Here is a 14,339-nt window from a genome sequence, read left to right as displayed (position 1 = left end):
CTCCTATGCTCCTGTACATGAGTAACGGGAGCGCGGGAACAAAGTCAACGCCACTCCACTCGGTGTCCGTGGCCGGAGCGGTAGTGCGCGAAGACGGCCGCCTCCTGGCCATCCGCCGAGCGGACAACGGCACGTGGGAGCTCCCGGGCGGCGTCCTCGAACTCACCGAGGCACCGGAAGCGGGCGTCGCCCGCGAGGTCCTGGAGGAGACGGGCATCCACGTCGAGGTGGACGAGCTCACCGGCGTCTACAAGAACACGACGCGAGGCATCGTCGCCCTGGTCTTCCGCTGCAAGCCGTCCGGCGGCACCGAGCGAACCTCGGACGAGTCGACCGCGGTGGACTGGCTCACGCCGGCCGAGGTCGAGGAGCGGATGGCGGAGGTCTACGCGATCCGCCTCCTAGACGCCCTGGACGACAAGGGCCCCCACGTTCGCAGCCACGACGGCCGCCGACTGATCGGGCAGCAGTGAGCATGCAGCAGCCATGGCGGATGTCTCGCGAAGAAGCGATTCCCCTCGTAGAGCGGCTCATGAGCGGAGAGGCAGCCGAGGGCGAGTCCTCCAAAATCCTGGCCGCCCTCGAACGGGGCCTAGCCTGCCCGCACATCAGCAACTACATCTTCTGGGACTTCGATCCGGAGCTGACCGCCGAGAAGGTCGTCGACAGAGCCCTGGCCTACAAGCCGATCGCCCTCTGAGGCCAGCGCGGTAAGACTTTCTCTACTTCATCAAGGCACCCGCCGCGCCCAGCGCGGCGCGCGCGGCCCGTCGCCCGGGCCTGCGCTCCTGTCTGCGCCCCGCTCCAGCCCGACCGCCGGCCGCGCGCCTGACGGCTCGGGTTGATGGGTGGTGAACCCCTCTGTGGCTGGGGCGGTCGGCTCCACGGCTTTAGGCAGCCACTTTGGGGCGAGCCTCTAAGATCATGGCCCCAACGTCGTGCTTTACCGGGCAGGTCCACAGACTGCCCGACGCGCCGGAAGCTTACGGGGCCATGATCACTCGCCCCAAAGCAGCTCCAGCCCAAAGCCGCTCCGCCGACCGGCGAGCATCGTTAACCAACTCTTCGGCAAGACTGCCCCTGAACGACTAGCCTTGATTCTCCAGCGCTCAGTCTCCAGTGAGGGAAAGCAGTGGACGAAGAGACGGTCACCCCGCAAGGCGCCCTACCCGAGGACGATCCAAGGCTGCTTGTTGAGGCACAGGCAAAGGCTGTTGGTTGGAAGACGTCATGGACTCGCATCGATGATGACTTCGCCCTCTACGTCGAGCTTCCCAACGGCAGGAGAACTCAGCGGCGATACATGTCAAGAAGGAAGGCCGAGAACTTCCTTGAGTACGATTTCACGAAGGTCAAACTCCTCGGAGACTTGGACGCCTGCCACTTCGCCGACGAAAAAGTTATCGAGGCAATCGTCTACGGATTCGCCGGCGATGGAGGTTTGCGTAAGATGCGCGACCTCCCTGGGATCGAACCACTAGAAGGACCAGAGATCGGTGACTCTGACGACGAATTCGACCCCGAAATTTCCCCTCCTGCAATTCAAGGAAGTCAGCGCTTCCAGGGCTGGCGCCTACGCTTCCCGGAGGAACTTCCTGGCGGAATATCTCTAGAGTTGCGAACAGCTTCAAATCGCCTCTCCACCTTTACCGGCCCCCTCGCCGCAAACCCGGCTCAGCGTTACAGCTTGCGCCTTAGCGGCGTTACAGCCACATACCACGATGAACTACTTTCACTCCTCAATCGAGTGGCAGATGCCACCTTCTTCGACCTTGATACAAAATTCGGCATCGGATTGCGTCTCTCTGATCGAGTAAAGATGGGAGTGCGGCGCCCAGCCGCTTTGAACGGAATTGTAACTGGCCGCGTACGCACACCCCGGTCCCAGTACGACGATAAACCAATGAGTCTTTATTGGTACGGGCGCTCCTCCACTCGCCTACCCCTCCTCGAATACTTGGCCTACTATCAGGTTCTGGAATACTACTTCCCCTCATATAGCCGCAGAGACGCACTCGATCGACTCCGACAGACACTGCGGGACCCTCGCTTCGAGCCGGAAGATGACTCTCAACTGAACCGAGTTCTAGCCCTAGCGGCTCGCACCGGAAAAGGATTCGGATCAGAGCGCGACCAACTGAAATCCACTCTTCGAGCGTGCACAACCGAAGAAGATCTGCGAACCTTCATCGAATCAGATGAAGAAATGGTTTCGCAAATCAAGGACAAACAGAAGGTACGCGATGTGACCCTCGTTCACTTGAACGACAAGAGTAGCGATCTGATCACTCAGGTCAGCAATCGAATCTATGACATGCGGTGCCGAATCGTGCACGCAAAAGAGGATGGCGGGGAAACCACCAAGGATATCCTTATGCCGTTCTCGAAAGAGGCCATGACGCTAGAAAAAGACATTACGCTTGTGCGCCACCTAGCCCAGCTTCTTCTCATTTCCGGCGCCACACGACTAACGCTTTAGATTAACTTCAAGGCTGCGGGCGCGACTCGTATCACAATCCCCGACTTAGGCCGGAGATTCTCCATGCGCCCTCTGCAACTGATGCAGTGTTCCATAAACCAGGATAAGTCACACCCGCAAGCACAGGAAGCGGGGCGCCTAAATCCGAAAGCCTCGGCTTTGCACCACGCGAGGGGCGATTCTCGCAGCCTGAAACCAATTCCATGACCAGGAGTCGGAGTTTGCAGGGGTCCACAGCGTCATCACCAAGTAAGCACCAAGGTCATTCCCCCTCTCCCGAGTTCTCCCCGCCCTCTTCCGAAATAATGCCCTCTGACCTGCCCATTTCAATTGACCGCACGAACTCGGCACTCAGTTCATAACGCAGCTGGTCGGCCCGAGTTTCACCGATCCGCCGAGAAAGCTCCTCCTTGTTGAACCGAGGAGAGCTGGCGAGGTACTCGTCGAATTTTCGCTGAACATCAATCGTGTAATCGACTTCTTTCAGGCGATTCATTTCCTGCTGATGCCGCAGACCTTCCTTCCTCTCCTTTCGAGCCGTGGGACTGAAGCATGCCCTTAGCTCTTTGATAATGTCAGCAATTCCATCGACGGTGATACAGAAAGGGCTCTCCGCCTCCATTCGCCGCAAGACTAGCTGGGCGCCCTCGCTGATGAGGGACCCGAGTGCATGATTGGCCGCGGTAATCTCCGTCACTGCGGCCTCTTGAAGGATCTTGTAGCCGATATCCACTTGCCCTTCGCTCAAATAATCATGCCCCGCCAGCTCAACAAAGGCGGCGATATTGTATGCGTAGTCGAGGGGAATCAGGACGTTGCGAGCGTGCGCCACTGTTGGAGTCATCCTCCCAGCGGAGCGTAGGGTCAGAGTCTCTGTAATGCCGTACACCACAGCCTGCCTCCGGGGGAAATTGCGCCTTACTCGATAGCCACATTAGCGGTCACGACGGCCCGAGTCGCGTACCGCAACCGCTCAACCTCCGGAGAGTTGAATTGCCATCACCCTCCCGGAGGCTGGCGGTTCACAGGAGGCCCCGGACCTCATTGGGTTTCTAAACGCCTGGGTCGACAACATGGGGCTGCCGATCGTAGTCGCACCAGCGCTGGTTTCCGATGTATCGGGCCGCGACCGCTCCATGGACTATTCATGGCCAAACCACATCTCGCCGATCAGTTGGACGTCTGCAACCTGCGCTAAGACGCAAGAGAGGCCCCGGCTCAGCCGGGGCCTCTCTTCTCCACTGCTCGGTGCTACTAGCCGAAGGTCGCTGCTGGCAGTCGGGGGCGAGTCAGGCGCCCATCTCGTGGCGTCAATTTGGATCAGCAAGTCTGTGGCCGCGGCTCTCCGCTACACGCAGGACATTCCGCAGGGCTCTTACCAGGTTCGCTGCCAGCGCGTGCAGTTCATTTGGATCGGCCTCCTTGTTGTTAAGCGCGTCTGATGCGAGGTCGACAAGCTCGGACGCCAGGCCGAGCTGGTGGCCTTCCAGGTGGTCAGCCAGGCGGGACAGGTGGCTGTTGGCGTCGTCGGTGCTCAAGTAGCAAGGGCTACCGGCTTGGGTTGTCCATGGGAGGAGGCGGAGGCCGTTGTGGGCCGTCATCCTTCTGTGCTCCCTTCCTCGATCGTGGGGCGGGTGGTGAAGCGGGCGTCGGCGCGGTCACCAGGAAGGACCAGGTGGGCCGCCTCGATGACACGGCCGGTCGGGTCGGTCGAGACACGGGTGATGGCGAGGATGGCCAGGGCTGGGGTGATGCGGAGGGTTGCGGCTTCCTCCGAGGTTGGGAGGCGGGCGGTGACGCTGTCCTGGACTTCCGCCGGCCGCTGGCGGCACCAAGGCGGCTCGGCGGCGACGAGCTCCCGAGGGATGTAGATGCGGGCCAGACTGTGCGGGGACCCGCCCTCGTGACCGATGCAGAGAAACTCCGTCAACGGGGTACGTGACGGGACCTTGAGCAGGGCGACCAGCGCGCCTCGGGCGCGGAGTTGGGTGGTGCGAACCGTGACGTGAAGGGACGGGTGGGTGGGCGTGAGGACGCCGCCTTCGTACGTGAGTCGGCTGAGAGGGCGGCGGACATAGTTGCCCTTGCCGTGGAGCTTGTCGATCAGGCCCTCCGCTTGAAGGAGCGCCAGGGCGTTACGCAAGGTAGGAGTGCTGACCTTGTAGCGGGCGGCCAGTTGAGGTTCCGGGGGAAGGCGTTCGCCGGGCTTGAGGTGGCCGGTGGTGATCTGGGTGCGGAGGTCTTCGGCGATGGTGTCGCGGAGGGACGGCACGGCTTGGATCACCACCTTCTGTGGACTCGGAGCGCGATGAGTCGGGTGCGGGGGTGCATGGTCAGTTGTTCACCCGATTCGAAGAGCAGGCGTTTGGCGCCGCGGGGCAGTTGGAGGAGGTCGGCGACGCGGCAGGGTTGGCCGCCGATCTGGATGACGTCGCCGCGCTGCACGTTGGTCGAGGTGATCTCGACGGGACCGGCCACGGCGCCGCTCGGAGTCCAGGTCTTCATGCCGTCGCCTCCGTGGTGGCGGGGTGCGTGGCCGGCTTGTGGCAGGAGCAGGTGCACGCCTCGTAGATGACCGGGACGCCGACCGGGGCCGTCGTCGGGGCGGAGTGGGCGCACTCGTGGTGTGTGCCGATCCGGCAAGAGGTCGAGCGGTACGGGGTGGACTTCGTGTGCGGCATCAGAAGACCTCCGCCGGCGTGAGGAGGTGCTCGATGGCGGGTACGTACGGGCGGACCAGGACGGTCTCCTCGCCCCGAATGGCGTCCGGGCGGATCAGGCAGGTGGGCGGTAAGACCGCGTGGCGGCCGGGCGTTCGGGAGTTCCGCTCTCTGGTGCACGCGAGGGCGCGACGGATACGGTTGAGCACGCTGATCAGCTCCTATCGCTGATGGCCAGGTCCCCGGACATCGCCCGTCGCGGGGACCGCTTTGCGTACGACGGCCCACAGGGTGCGGCCGCCCAAGCTGGTGGCGAGGAGCCCGAACCGGTCTGCCGTCGCCATGACTTCCAGGACCTCACGCCATGTCTCGGCGGGGAGGTTTTCCGGTACCTCCACTTCGATCGACGTGTGTCGGGCGTGCTCCTGCGTGCGCGTGGTGAGCCCGATGGCGGTCAGCCGGGCGGCGATGGCCTCCGCGCTTACTTCTGGAGCAGGCACAGGGCAGCCTCCGTCACCGGCGATCACTTTCAGTAAAGCTAGTTAACTAGATTAGAGCTAGTGGACTAGATTTTCCATATGCCTGAGCAGCCGCCTTACCTCCGCATCGCCGACGAACTGCGGCGGCGGATCGCGGAGCACGAGTGGACTCCTGGAGACCGGCTGCCTTCTCGGGCCCAGATCGGCCAGGAGTGCGGGGTGGGCGAGAACGTCGTTCGCCGGGCCCAAGAGCTGTTGATCTCCCAGGGAGTGCTGGAGGGGCGGGCCGGGTCGGGGACGTACGTGGCCGAGCCCCGGCAACGGGTACGGATGGTTCGGTCCGCAGCGCGCGAGCAGCCTGACGGGTCGCCGTTCCGGGCGGACATGAAGGCCGTCGGGCGTAACGGCGGCTGGGAGAGCCGTACCGATGCGAAGGTGCCCGCGCCGGCGGAGATCGCTGCGCGGCTCGGGATCGGTGAGGGCGAGCTGTGCGTCCGGACCGTGTACGAGTTCCTCGCCGATAGACGGCCGGTGCAACTGTCGACGAGTTGGGAGCCGTACGACCTCACCGGCGGGACTCTCGTCGTCCTTCCCGAGGGCGGGCCTCACGCGGGGGTTGGCGTCGTGAACCGGATGGCCGAGATCGGTGTCACCGTCAGCCACGCCGTCGAGCAGCCCGAGCCCCGCCAAGCCACCACCGAGGAAGCCTCACTCCTCGGGATTCAGAAGGCCGCGCTCGTCACCCACATCCGGCGGACGTACTACAGCGATCAGGGGCGCCCCGTAGAGACGGCGGACATCGTCGTCCCGGCTGCTTTGTGCGAGATCGTTTACGAGATCCCCATCAATCGATGATGGGGCTGTGAGCCACTTTGGAGGGGTGCGAATGGCGGACGATCTCCACTTCAGCTGGGAACTGGGCGGCTCGGGGTGGGTCACGTACCGGATCGCCGACACCGCTTCGGAGCACCAGGGCTTCGCCAGCTACTGCACGGACGCCCTGGCCGACTTGCTGCATGCCGTGGCAGGTCTCTACGGAGACTCACCCGCCCAGCGCGTCTCGTTCGATCTCGAACCCGCCGAACTGAGGTGGCGTCTCCGGCGCCGAGGAACAGACGTGGCCATCGCCATTTACCGGTTCCCGGACATGTCGACCAGCCGGGACTCGCCCGACGAAGCGGGCAGTCTCTCCTGGAGCTCGACACAGCCCCGTAGTGTGCTGGGTCATGCCGTACTGGAAGCCGCCGCGACGGTGTTGCGGGTGCACGGCGAGACCGGGTACCGGGAGAAGTGGGTGCTGCATCCGTTCCCTGTCGCTGCTCTGCAAGACCTTCGACGGCTGCACCGACGCGACGACAAGTGCCAGCACGCGCCGTGCCAGGACAGTCATGAGTGCTGACATCAACGAGCGCGAACGACGGGGCGACATGCACAACGAGCGGCACGACGAGCGACTGTCGGACGACGAGTTCAAGCTCTTCATCCAGTACATGCATCGGTACGCGAACCACGACCTGGACATCTTCCAGCTCCTGGAGGTCGGCGACCCCGAGTTCCCCGTCTACGTGGTGTTCAGCAGGGACTACCCCCCGGTCGGAGAAGCTTCGGACTATCACCGGCCGTTCGCAGGCCGCCGACGGCCGACATCCACAACTGACATCAACGACGGTGGATGACAGCAGTCCACCACGGCTCCGCACGGCAGCCGCGAGCAGCTACCCTCCCCCACCAGCGACACCCCGACCGAACTCCTAAAGCGGTGGTCACACCTTTGGTGAAGGTTCTCGATCGAGCGGAGCAAGGCGTTAGCCAGTCGTGTCCCTGCCGCACAGCGCGCGATGGTAGCGAAGGTGTACCGCGTTGATCTGGTGAGCGGGGTGCGGCCGGAGTTCGCCTATGCGGCTGCCGTCGGCAGTGATGCGAACGATGCCGTCCGGGTCGACGTAGATCGCCAATGTGTCGAACTGGACGTGATGGTTCGGGCACAGCACCAGTAGGTTCGGCAGCTCGTCGGGACCGTTATGGGGACGGCCCAGGCCGCGGATGTGGGCGGCTTCGCTGTAGGTGCCGAACCGCGTGGGCAACTGTAGGCCGCAGACCTGACATCGGTCGGCGTGCAGCTTCTTCGCCTTGGCCGCCAAATCGGTGTCGCGGACGATACGAGATGCGGCGACCGTACGCCGTGCGGCGGGGCTGCCCTCCGTCCCCTGGTCTTCTGTGAAGTCGCCGACGCCGCTGGCTCTCTCGTAGCCGGCCAATCCCAGCCGTTGCATCAGGGCGTGCTGGTCTATGTCGGCAAGGTATGTCTCCCGCAGCACGGCGATCGCTTCCGACCGCACGCACGGATCGCTCAGCAGCCGCTCGGCCTGCTCGACTATCCCTCCCTCGGGATTCAACCTGTCGAACGTTGCCGCATGCACCTTGGTGGTCTGCTCGGCCGGCACACCATGCACATCCCACAGTTGGCTTGTTCGCAGGTGCCAGAACGGATACTCAGGGGTCACAGAAGAGTCTGGGAGGCCGAACTCGGCCAACAGCCCTCCCACCTCGTCGCGGAACTGGCGCCAAGGTGCAAGGGAAGGCTTTCCCGTAGCCACGCGGGAGATGCCCCACAGCAAGGCAAGTGGCTTGTGCCTACTCTGCCGACCGTTCCTCTGGTGGACTTTGAGGCTTCTCAACCTGTCCATGAGCACGCTGACCGTCATATTCTCCAGCGACCCGGTTGGTACAGAAGGGGCTGAAGCTGAGTCGTCCGGTCGGCGGGGGGCGGGAAACAGTGTCATGGAGCCGCGGTCGTCGTCCTCCGAGCGCCAGCCTGAGCTACTGGCCCCTCGCGTGGTCTGCCGTCGCAACTTCGGCAAGACGGCATGCCCCTGCTCGACCCACTGACGCCAGGAGCGGGGAGCGCGTGTGAGCGCGTCTGCAGCCGACAGTTCGGGTCTTCCTCGGTCCTCGATCCAAGCCCAATCGACCTGATCTTCTTCTGCGGTCAGGTCCAAGATGGAGAGGTCATAGCGATAGTTGGGGAAGGACCTTCCCTCCGCCTCCTGCTCGATCTGCTCGGCATCTTCGATGATCGCCACGCCGCAGAACTCGACGTATCCCTTCGGCGTTCCGTTCCGGGATACCGCCGCGAAGAGCAGCATAGGCGTGGCCAGCGCACGCTCTTCTGAGGTAGTTGCCTGATGCTCCCCCAACGCCTCCAGCAGCACCGCGTTGCCTTGGGTCGTTCCCACCGGCACTGCGTGATCCACCCTGTGGTCGCCGAAGTAGCGCACGTGGCCGTTATCCAGGTCGAACACGTCGTGCCAAGGTGTCTCAGCGGTACCAGCCTTCCACGGGCTGGAACGGATCAGGATGGCCGGGCGCCGCCGCCCGCCGACAGCCTTGGCCTTGGCGATCGGGTTGATTCCCTTGCTGAGCTGAATCTGGGCGAGGACCGTGGAAGCTGTGATGTGATGGATATTCGGGTAGCCATCGATGCGCCCTACCGACGGGTCTCGGTTCTGGGCCGACCGAAACACGTCACCGACACGCAAGCTTCCCACTGGGCCTCCCCCTGCTGCACCATCCTGCTTTCCTGATCTTGCCAGGCGGGGGAGCCCCTACTCCTTTCAGGCGTGGACTATTTGTGGACGGCGGTTGCCGGGCTGGGGCCCGGCGACCGTGTGACCAGCGGAGGCAGGCGAGCCGCATGGGGCCTCCGGAGCCGTGTCCAGGCAAGCCGCTGAGGCAATGACAATCTGCTGGTCAAAACGCCTCGCGCCCTCCACGATGGCCGTCATGGACCGGTTGCAGGACAGTGCTTGGCAGTACGTGGCGGAGGTGCTCCGCCCTGAGGATCTCCCGATGCTCGCTGCGCACGCGCTAGTTGACGGGCATGACTCTCATGCCCTGCGTGAGCTGGCCGGCCTGTCGCGCCGGAGCGATGCGACCGAGGTTCGCGAGCTGTACGTCCAAGCACTGAGCGAGCTCGACGTGCCTCTTCCTGACGAGGAGACGGCCGGTCGACGTCTTCTCGTGAGCCTCGCGTTCGGTCTCGTGCAAGGCGCGCTGAGTCCCAAGGAAGTCGGCGACGGCCTTTCGATGACCGTCACGGCACGCACCCAGGAGGAGACGCAGTTCCTCTCTGTCGCAGCGGAGTACAGCGAATGGATCGAACCGGACGATCTCCCGGCATGGGAACGCGATCTACAAACGGCAGCCCAGTTGTTGGTGTCTTCTACCGACCTTGCTCCCGGCATCCGTGTACCAGCTTTGCGACACGACTGACCCCCTGGCCTCGGCGCGCTCTCGTGCCAGATCCGTGCCAGATCGAGCGGTCAACCACGGACACTCGGAGCCCGTCGCGGGGTAAACGCCCGTCGAGAGGCTCGTCGCGTGGCACGCGCGACGACCAGCGAGGACGTGTACACGCGTGGCGCCAGGCTTACAAAGCAGATGTCGGCGGTTCGAAACCGTCCGCGCCCACCGTGTGACGAAGGCCCCCTGCCGATCTTGGCAGGGGGCCTTCGTGCGATTGCGGTGGGGGCCCGACGCGGGTGAGGCGCTCCGGGGGCTCAGTCCCACCAGAAGTACCAGCTGCCGGCGCGCAGCTGGCCTGCGGCGAGGGCCTCCAGGGAGCCGACGCCCTGGGAGACGATGTCGGGGCAGTAGGCGTAGTGCTCCAGGGTGGCGGTCGCTACCGCCTCCGGGGTGGTGGGGCGGTGGTGGACGAGGAGTTCGAGGATGTTGTCCTGGAGGGTCACCAGTTCGGCGCCGTAGTGGGTGTGGAAGTGACGAAGGACGGACTGGTGATCGGCGCCGGTGAGGTCGTGGTTGCAGGCGCCCAGCCAGTTGAGGAGGGCGGGGACGTCGTGGCCGGCCGGGGCCTGGACGAGGCAGAGGGTCGTGCGGGGCTGGCGGATCGCGGAGATGTGGGTGCCGCCGACCCGGGTGAGGTCCACTTCGGCGGCGATGTGGGCGGCGAGGGTGTGTACGGCGTCGGCCGTCACTTCTTCCGACAGCAGGTAGGGGCTGCTGGGGGCGGTCGCCTCGGGCGCGAAGTCGGGACGCAGGCCGATCAGGACGCCGGCCAGGTCACCCGGCTCGCCGGTGAGGACGGGCCACCAGCCCGTGCGCTCGTGCAGTTGGCGCACGTCGCTCCACAGTCGGAACGCGTCGACGCCGTCGACCTCGCCCACGTACACGGGCGTGCCGTCCATTGCCGTGGCCGCCTTGCGGAGCGGGGGCAGCGCGGTGCAGAGCTGCTGGAGGTCGTCGATCGTCATCGCCATGCGGCCACCGTAACGACCGGGTCCGACAGTGCCATACTCGCCGCATGGAGAACATGGGGGACGGGCCGGAAGTGCAGCTGAGGGACGGGGAGATGACGCCTCAGGCGTACGTCGACGAGCGGCTCGGGCAGTATCAGGAGTGGTACGACCGCAAGGCCACCAAGATGAAGGCGATGCATCTGCGGATGCGGACCGTGTCGGTGGTCGGGGGTGCGCTGGTGCCCGTGCTCGTGAATCTGGATCTCGGGTTCGCGCGGGTGACGGCGACCGTGCTGAGTCTGATCGTGGTGGCGTCGGTGTCGCTGGAGAGCGTGTACCGGTACCGGGAGCAGTGGAAGAACTACCGGTCGACCGAGCAGCTGCTCGGGCACGAGCGGGTGTACTTCGAGGCACGGGTGGGCCCGTACCACGGGCAGTCGGAGCGGGACGCGTTCACCACGCTCGTCGCGCGCGTGGAGAAGGCGATCGCGAGCGAGAACTCGGCGACGCTCAACGTCATGACCCTGGGCGGGCAGGTCAACTCCGAACTGCAGCAGTACGGGCTCCCCTCGCAGCGCGAGGGGAGCGCCGGCGACGCCAGCGTCACCGCCTGATCAGCACCAGACGTAGTCGACTCGGGTCGAGTTGTACGAGCAGGTGTCGACCCGTATGCCGTTCGACTTCTTCAGGGTGGCCGTGTCCCGGTCGTTGTTCCACACGTACGCGGCGCGGCCCTGGTAGAGGTGCGCGGCGGTGTTCGTGCCGCGGCCGGTGTGGACGGTGACGGTCTTGCCCTTGCCGAGGGTGAAGTTGCCGAAGGTGTACTTGTGGCCGGACGCGTCCGTCAGCGTCCATCCGCGCAGGTTGACCGCGTAGGCGGTCGTGTTGGCTATCTGGACCCACTCGCCGTTGAGGCTGGTGTTGGAGCGGGAGTCCGTCCCCGGGCTGTCGTAGTAGATCTTGTAGAGGTGGACGGATCCTGCGGCCTGGGCCTGCGAGGGGAGCAGGAGCAGGCCCGCCGCGGCGGCCGTGGCGGCAGCGGCGATCGTGCGCGTACGGAACATGGGTGTCCCTCAATCACGGGTCAAGTGACGTTCGGTGAGCGCGTGTCGGGCATCGTCCCCCGTTCAACCATCCCGGACGCGCTCACAGAATACGCACGTTCTTCACGCCTTCTCCGTGAAAGGAAGGGAATCGGCCACTGGCCGTTATGCGTCGAAGTCGTACTCCAGGACGTACGAGGACGCGTCCAGCGTCATCTCGTTCAGTTCCACCGCGACTCCCGCCTCCGTCACCGCCGTCCGGCCGATCAGGATCACCGGCGTGCCGAACTCCAGAGCGAGTCGCGCCGATTCCTCCGAGGAGGGCATGCGACAGCGGATCTCCTCGCGGAAACGGGTCGGGCGGTGGCCCAGTTCGGTGAGGCGGGCGTACGTGCCGCCGGGGCCGGTGTCCGGTTCGGTGATGGGGGTGCCCTCGGCTAGGGCGGCCGGCAGGTACGAGACGGAGAGCAGCACCGGCCGGTCGTCGAGCACGAAACGGCGGCTGCGGACGCAGACCGGGGCGTCGGGGGAGTCCAGGCCGAGCACCCGGGCCACCCGCGCGCCCGCCGGGGCGGCCGGGGTCACCTCGATCTGGTCGACGACGAGCGCGCGGTCCTCGATGTCCGCCGACCACACCGAACGGCCGCTGCCCCAGTGTTCCCGGGCCAGCCTCGGGATGCCGCGGCGGCGCAGCGGGCGGAACGAGCGGACGAAGACCCCGGCGCCCTTGCGGGCCTCGGCCAGGCCCTCGCTGCGCAGGACGGACAGGGCCTGACGGGCGGTCATCCGTGCCACGTCGTACGTGGACATGAGGTCGTTCTCGCCGGGGAGCCGGTCGCCCGGGGCGAAGGTGCCCGACTGGATCGCGGTTCTCAACTCGTCGGCGATGCGCTGGTACTTGGGCCGACGACCGGCGTCCTGGTCGGTCTGGTCAGTCATGGGTGGACCACTCCCTTCCGTCTGCGGGACACCCTAAGGCCCGGTTCTCGCGGCTGGTGTACACGTGTGCGCGGGCCCGCGCCGCCGATCCATCCTTCGGGGGACATCTCTAGAGATGCGTTGACAGAGGGGGGTCTCGGCGATTCTCTGGGTGTATCTATCTGATCTCCGCGTATGGATTGATGGATGGACGGACGGATGGACGGACGGATGGACGGTCGGACGGGAGGGATGCATGCAGCCAGTGCCCGAGGTCGGTGACCTCGTCCGGGACACGGCCACCGGGAAGGTGGGCTTCTACGTCGCCACCGTGGCCGGCCGCTTCCTGATCCGCCCCGTCCACGGCGGCCACGAGTGGGAGGCCGAGCCCGTCGACGTCCAGCCCGCCACGCCCCTGCGCGAGCTGCGCGCCCGCGCCGCCGAGATCAACGCCCGCAGCCGGCGGGCCTGGGGAAACTGACGCGGCATGGCGTTGTCAGTGGCGCGCGCCACACTGGAGGCATGTGCCGAAGCATCAAGACACTCCGCCCGCCCGCGCTGTCCCACGAGGCCACCGAGGACGACATCCGCGCCGCCGCGCTGCAGTACGTCCGCAAGGTCTCCGGCTTCCGCGCGCCCGCCGCGCACAACCGCGAGGTCTTCGACCGCGCCGTTGAGGAGATGGCGGACGCCACCGCCAGGCTCCTGGCCGGTCTCCGGATACGAGGGGCTCACCCGGTCGTATCGGAGCCGGTCAGGCCGCAGGTGCCGGAGTCGCAGCCGGACGCCGTATGACGAAGGCCGCGAGCGAGCCGACCAGGAACAGCGCCAGTACCGGTACGCAGGCGCCGAGCCAGGTCGCGCCCAGCCAGCGGCCGCCCAGCCAGCCGAGGCCCACGCCGTAGCCCGCCCAGATCGCCGCGGCCAGCGCCGACCAGGGCAGGAAGTCGCGCAGCCGGCGCCCGGTCGCGCCCGCGCCGAGGGAGACGACGGAGCGGCCGGCGGGGGCGAAGCGGGCGAGTACGACCAGCAGGCCGCCTCCCCGGGCGAGCGTCTCGCCGAGACGTTCCTGCGCGGCGGTCAGGCGGCGCGAGCGGGCGACGGCCCGAGCGAGGCGGGTTCCGCCGCGCCGGGCCAGGTGGTACGCGGCGAGGTCGCCGAGCATCGAGGCGGTGGCCGCGCAGAGCAGCAGCGCGAGGAGGGAGGGGGCGTACGGGGCGGCCGCGCCGGCCAACGCGGTGGCCTTCGCCGCGGTCGGGACGGCGGCCGGGACGGCGGTCGGGACGGCTGCCGCGACGGAGAGTGGGGCCGAGGCCGACGCCCCGGCAGCCGCCGTGGCGGCCGTGACGACCAGGATTCCGCTCGGCAGCACCGGCAGGAAGACGTCGAGCAGGATCGACGTCGTCACCGCCGCGTAGATCCACGGGCCCGCGGTCAGCGCCTGCAGCGACCACCCCGTGCCGTCGAGCACGTTCACAGCGCCAGAGCCTACGCGGGCGGCGGTT

The 14,339-nt window shown here is 65.9% G+C and carries 22 protein-coding genes; 10 read left to right on the top strand and 12 right to left on the bottom strand.

What is annotated here, in order from left to right:
• The first annotated feature begins 5 nt into the window (after nt 1-5).
• The 3 genes from ACWEV0_RS01820 to ACWEV0_RS01810 all read left to right on the top strand — a co-directional run bounded on the left by ACWEV0_RS01820 (nt 6) and on the right by ACWEV0_RS01810 (nt 2,479).
• Complete coding sequence (locus ACWEV0_RS01820) at nt 6-473, top strand: NUDIX hydrolase (RefSeq protein WP_453145514.1); 468 nt, start codon at nt 6-8, stop codon at nt 471-473.
• Between the two features lie 59 nt (nt 474-532).
• The gene (locus ACWEV0_RS01815; RefSeq protein WP_453145512.1) at nt 533-700 is read left to right on the top strand and encodes an e9imm peptide; all 168 of its coding nucleotides are present in this window, start codon (nt 533-535) and stop codon (nt 698-700) included.
• A gap of 432 nt (nt 701-1,132) precedes the next feature.
• Nucleotides 1,133-2,479: a hypothetical protein gene (locus ACWEV0_RS01810; RefSeq protein ID WP_453145510.1), complete on the top strand. Its 1,347-nt coding sequence runs from the start codon at nt 1,133-1,135 to the stop codon at nt 2,477-2,479.
• Nucleotides 2,480-2,741: 262 nt separating this feature from the next.
• Here the strand turns inward: ACWEV0_RS01810 and ACWEV0_RS01805 are convergent, their stop codons facing one another.
• From ACWEV0_RS01805 to ACWEV0_RS01775, 7 genes are all read right to left on the bottom strand, one after another.
• Nucleotides 2,742-3,323, bottom strand: coding sequence for a hypothetical protein (locus tag ACWEV0_RS01805; protein WP_453145509.1), 582 nt, complete (start codon nt 3,321-3,323; stop codon nt 2,742-2,744).
• Nucleotides 3,324-3,789: 466 nt separating this feature from the next.
• The gene (locus ACWEV0_RS01800) at nt 3,790-4,017 is read right to left on the bottom strand and encodes a hypothetical protein (protein WP_453145508.1); all 228 of its coding nucleotides are present in this window, start codon (nt 4,015-4,017) and stop codon (nt 3,790-3,792) included.
• Nucleotides 4,018-4,076: 59 nt separating this feature from the next.
• A complete protein-coding gene (locus ACWEV0_RS01795; protein ID WP_453145506.1) occupies nt 4,077-4,751 on the bottom strand; it encodes a GntR family transcriptional regulator in 675 nt (224 codons plus the stop codon).
• Nucleotides 4,752-4,759: 8 nt separating this feature from the next.
• Entirely contained in the window at nt 4,760-4,984 is a 225-nt protein-coding gene (locus ACWEV0_RS01790; protein WP_362146931.1) for a hypothetical protein, read from the bottom strand.
• The gene (locus ACWEV0_RS01785; RefSeq protein WP_453145504.1) at nt 4,981-5,160 is read right to left on the bottom strand and encodes a hypothetical protein; all 180 of its coding nucleotides are present in this window, start codon (nt 5,158-5,160) and stop codon (nt 4,981-4,983) included. Before ACWEV0_RS01785 ends, ACWEV0_RS01790 begins: the two co-directional genes overlap by 4 nt.
• Nucleotides 5,160-5,348: a hypothetical protein gene (locus tag ACWEV0_RS01780; RefSeq protein WP_453145502.1), complete on the bottom strand. Its 189-nt coding sequence runs from the start codon at nt 5,346-5,348 to the stop codon at nt 5,160-5,162. Before ACWEV0_RS01780 ends, ACWEV0_RS01785 begins: the two co-directional genes overlap by 1 nt.
• 12 nt (nt 5,349-5,360) lie before the next feature.
• The gene (locus ACWEV0_RS01775; protein WP_453145555.1) at nt 5,361-5,639 is read right to left on the bottom strand and encodes a hypothetical protein; all 279 of its coding nucleotides are present in this window, start codon (nt 5,637-5,639) and stop codon (nt 5,361-5,363) included.
• Nucleotides 5,640-5,717: 78 nt separating this feature from the next.
• On the opposite strand from ACWEV0_RS01775, the gene ACWEV0_RS01770 reads away from it, so the two are divergent.
• The 3 genes from ACWEV0_RS01770 to ACWEV0_RS01760 are packed head-to-tail and all read left to right on the top strand — an operon-like array spanning nt 5,718 to nt 7,294.
• Nucleotides 5,718-6,473, top strand: coding sequence for a GntR family transcriptional regulator (locus ACWEV0_RS01770; protein WP_453145500.1), 756 nt, complete (start codon nt 5,718-5,720; stop codon nt 6,471-6,473).
• A gap of 31 nt (nt 6,474-6,504) precedes the next feature.
• Entirely contained in the window at nt 6,505-7,017 is a 513-nt protein-coding gene (locus ACWEV0_RS01765; RefSeq protein WP_453145498.1) for a hypothetical protein, read from the top strand.
• Nucleotides 7,007-7,294 carry a hypothetical protein gene (locus ACWEV0_RS01760; RefSeq protein ID WP_453145496.1) on the top strand — a complete coding sequence of 96 codons (288 nt, stop codon included), beginning with the start codon at nt 7,007-7,009 and terminating at the stop codon, nt 7,292-7,294. The genes ACWEV0_RS01765 and ACWEV0_RS01760 overlap by 11 nt, the downstream gene beginning before the upstream one ends.
• A gap of 129 nt (nt 7,295-7,423) precedes the next feature.
• Here ACWEV0_RS01760 and ACWEV0_RS01755 read toward each other — a convergent pair whose 3' ends face one another.
• Nucleotides 7,424-9,166, bottom strand: a complete 1,743-nt coding sequence (locus ACWEV0_RS01755; RefSeq protein WP_453145494.1) for an HNH endonuclease — start codon at nt 9,164-9,166, stop codon at nt 7,424-7,426.
• A 235-nt stretch (nt 9,167-9,401) separates the two neighbouring features.
• Here ACWEV0_RS01755 and ACWEV0_RS01750 point away from each other — a divergent pair, with 235 nt between their 5' ends.
• Nucleotides 9,402-9,890 (top strand): hypothetical protein, encoded by a 489-nt coding sequence (locus ACWEV0_RS01750; RefSeq protein ID WP_453145493.1) that lies wholly within the window; start codon nt 9,402-9,404, stop codon nt 9,888-9,890.
• Nucleotides 9,891-10,177: 287 nt separating this feature from the next.
• On the opposite strand, the gene ACWEV0_RS01745 is transcribed toward ACWEV0_RS01750, so the two are convergent.
• The gene (locus ACWEV0_RS01745; protein WP_453145491.1) at nt 10,178-10,894 is read right to left on the bottom strand and encodes a DUF4253 domain-containing protein; all 717 of its coding nucleotides are present in this window, start codon (nt 10,892-10,894) and stop codon (nt 10,178-10,180) included.
• Nucleotides 10,895-10,938: 44 nt separating this feature from the next.
• On the opposite strand from ACWEV0_RS01745, the gene ACWEV0_RS01740 reads away from it, so the two are divergent.
• Complete coding sequence (locus ACWEV0_RS01740) at nt 10,939-11,487, top strand: DUF4231 domain-containing protein (protein WP_453145489.1); 549 nt, start codon at nt 10,939-10,941, stop codon at nt 11,485-11,487.
• Here ACWEV0_RS01740 and ACWEV0_RS01735 read toward each other — a convergent pair whose 3' ends face one another.
• Together ACWEV0_RS01735 and ACWEV0_RS01730 are read right to left on the bottom strand one after the other, a co-directional pair.
• Nucleotides 11,488-11,937 (bottom strand): lamin tail domain-containing protein, encoded by a 450-nt coding sequence (locus ACWEV0_RS01735; RefSeq protein WP_453145487.1) that lies wholly within the window; start codon nt 11,935-11,937, stop codon nt 11,488-11,490.
• Between the two features lie 144 nt (nt 11,938-12,081).
• The gene (locus ACWEV0_RS01730) at nt 12,082-12,855 is read right to left on the bottom strand and encodes a GntR family transcriptional regulator (RefSeq protein WP_453145486.1); all 774 of its coding nucleotides are present in this window, start codon (nt 12,853-12,855) and stop codon (nt 12,082-12,084) included.
• Nucleotides 12,856-13,090: 235 nt separating this feature from the next.
• Between ACWEV0_RS01730 and ACWEV0_RS01725 the strand changes: the two genes are divergently transcribed.
• A complete protein-coding gene (locus tag ACWEV0_RS01725) occupies nt 13,091-13,315 on the top strand; it encodes a hypothetical protein (RefSeq protein WP_451609810.1) in 225 nt (74 codons plus the stop codon).
• Between the two features lie 41 nt (nt 13,316-13,356).
• Nucleotides 13,357-13,629, top strand: a complete 273-nt coding sequence (locus tag ACWEV0_RS01720) for a DUF2277 domain-containing protein (protein WP_453145483.1) — start codon at nt 13,357-13,359, stop codon at nt 13,627-13,629.
• Here ACWEV0_RS01720 and ACWEV0_RS01715 read toward each other — a convergent pair.
• Entirely contained in the window at nt 13,589-14,311 is a 723-nt protein-coding gene (locus ACWEV0_RS01715) for a DedA family protein (RefSeq protein ID WP_453145482.1), read from the bottom strand. The genes ACWEV0_RS01720 and ACWEV0_RS01715 overlap by 41 nt on opposite strands.
• Nucleotides 14,312-14,339: the final 28 nt, after the last annotated feature.

Source organism: Streptomyces sp. NPDC003943, from assembly GCF_053605265.1.
Note: the sequence above shows the minus strand (reverse complement) of the source record. Positions and strands in the feature narration are given on the sequence as shown.

Excerpts from the sequence above, each read along its gene's own strand:
- ACWEV0_RS01820 (WP_453145514.1), top strand. The coding sequence starts at position 6 with ATGCTCCTGTACATGAGTAACGGGAGCGCGGGAACAAAGTCAACGCCA.
- ACWEV0_RS01815 (WP_453145512.1), top strand. The coding sequence starts at position 533 with ATGAGCGGAGAGGCAGCCGAGGGCGAGTCCTCCAAAATCCTGGCCGCC.
- ACWEV0_RS01805 (WP_453145509.1), bottom strand. The coding sequence starts at position 3,323 with ATGACTCCAACAGTGGCGCACGCTCGCAACGTCCTGATTCCCCTCGAC.
- ACWEV0_RS01790 (WP_362146931.1), bottom strand. The coding sequence starts at position 4,984 with ATGAAGACCTGGACTCCGAGCGGCGCCGTGGCCGGTCCCGTCGAGATC.
- ACWEV0_RS01785 (WP_453145504.1), bottom strand. The coding sequence starts at position 5,160 with ATGCCGCACACGAAGTCCACCCCGTACCGCTCGACCTCTTGCCGGATC.
- ACWEV0_RS01770 (WP_453145500.1), top strand. The coding sequence starts at position 5,718 with ATGCCTGAGCAGCCGCCTTACCTCCGCATCGCCGACGAACTGCGGCGG.
- ACWEV0_RS01765 (WP_453145498.1), top strand. The coding sequence starts at position 6,505 with ATGGCGGACGATCTCCACTTCAGCTGGGAACTGGGCGGCTCGGGGTGG.
- ACWEV0_RS01760 (WP_453145496.1), top strand. The coding sequence starts at position 7,007 with ATGAGTGCTGACATCAACGAGCGCGAACGACGGGGCGACATGCACAAC.
- ACWEV0_RS01750 (WP_453145493.1), top strand. The coding sequence starts at position 9,402 with ATGGACCGGTTGCAGGACAGTGCTTGGCAGTACGTGGCGGAGGTGCTC.
- ACWEV0_RS01745 (WP_453145491.1), bottom strand. The coding sequence starts at position 10,894 with ATGGCGATGACGATCGACGACCTCCAGCAGCTCTGCACCGCGCTGCCC.
- ACWEV0_RS01740 (WP_453145489.1), top strand. The coding sequence starts at position 10,939 with ATGGAGAACATGGGGGACGGGCCGGAAGTGCAGCTGAGGGACGGGGAG.
- ACWEV0_RS01735 (WP_453145487.1), bottom strand. The coding sequence starts at position 11,937 with ATGTTCCGTACGCGCACGATCGCCGCTGCCGCCACGGCCGCCGCGGCG.
- ACWEV0_RS01730 (WP_453145486.1), bottom strand. The coding sequence starts at position 12,855 with ATGACTGACCAGACCGACCAGGACGCCGGTCGTCGGCCCAAGTACCAG.
- ACWEV0_RS01725 (WP_451609810.1), top strand. The coding sequence starts at position 13,091 with ATGCAGCCAGTGCCCGAGGTCGGTGACCTCGTCCGGGACACGGCCACC.
- ACWEV0_RS01720 (WP_453145483.1), top strand. The coding sequence starts at position 13,357 with ATGTGCCGAAGCATCAAGACACTCCGCCCGCCCGCGCTGTCCCACGAG.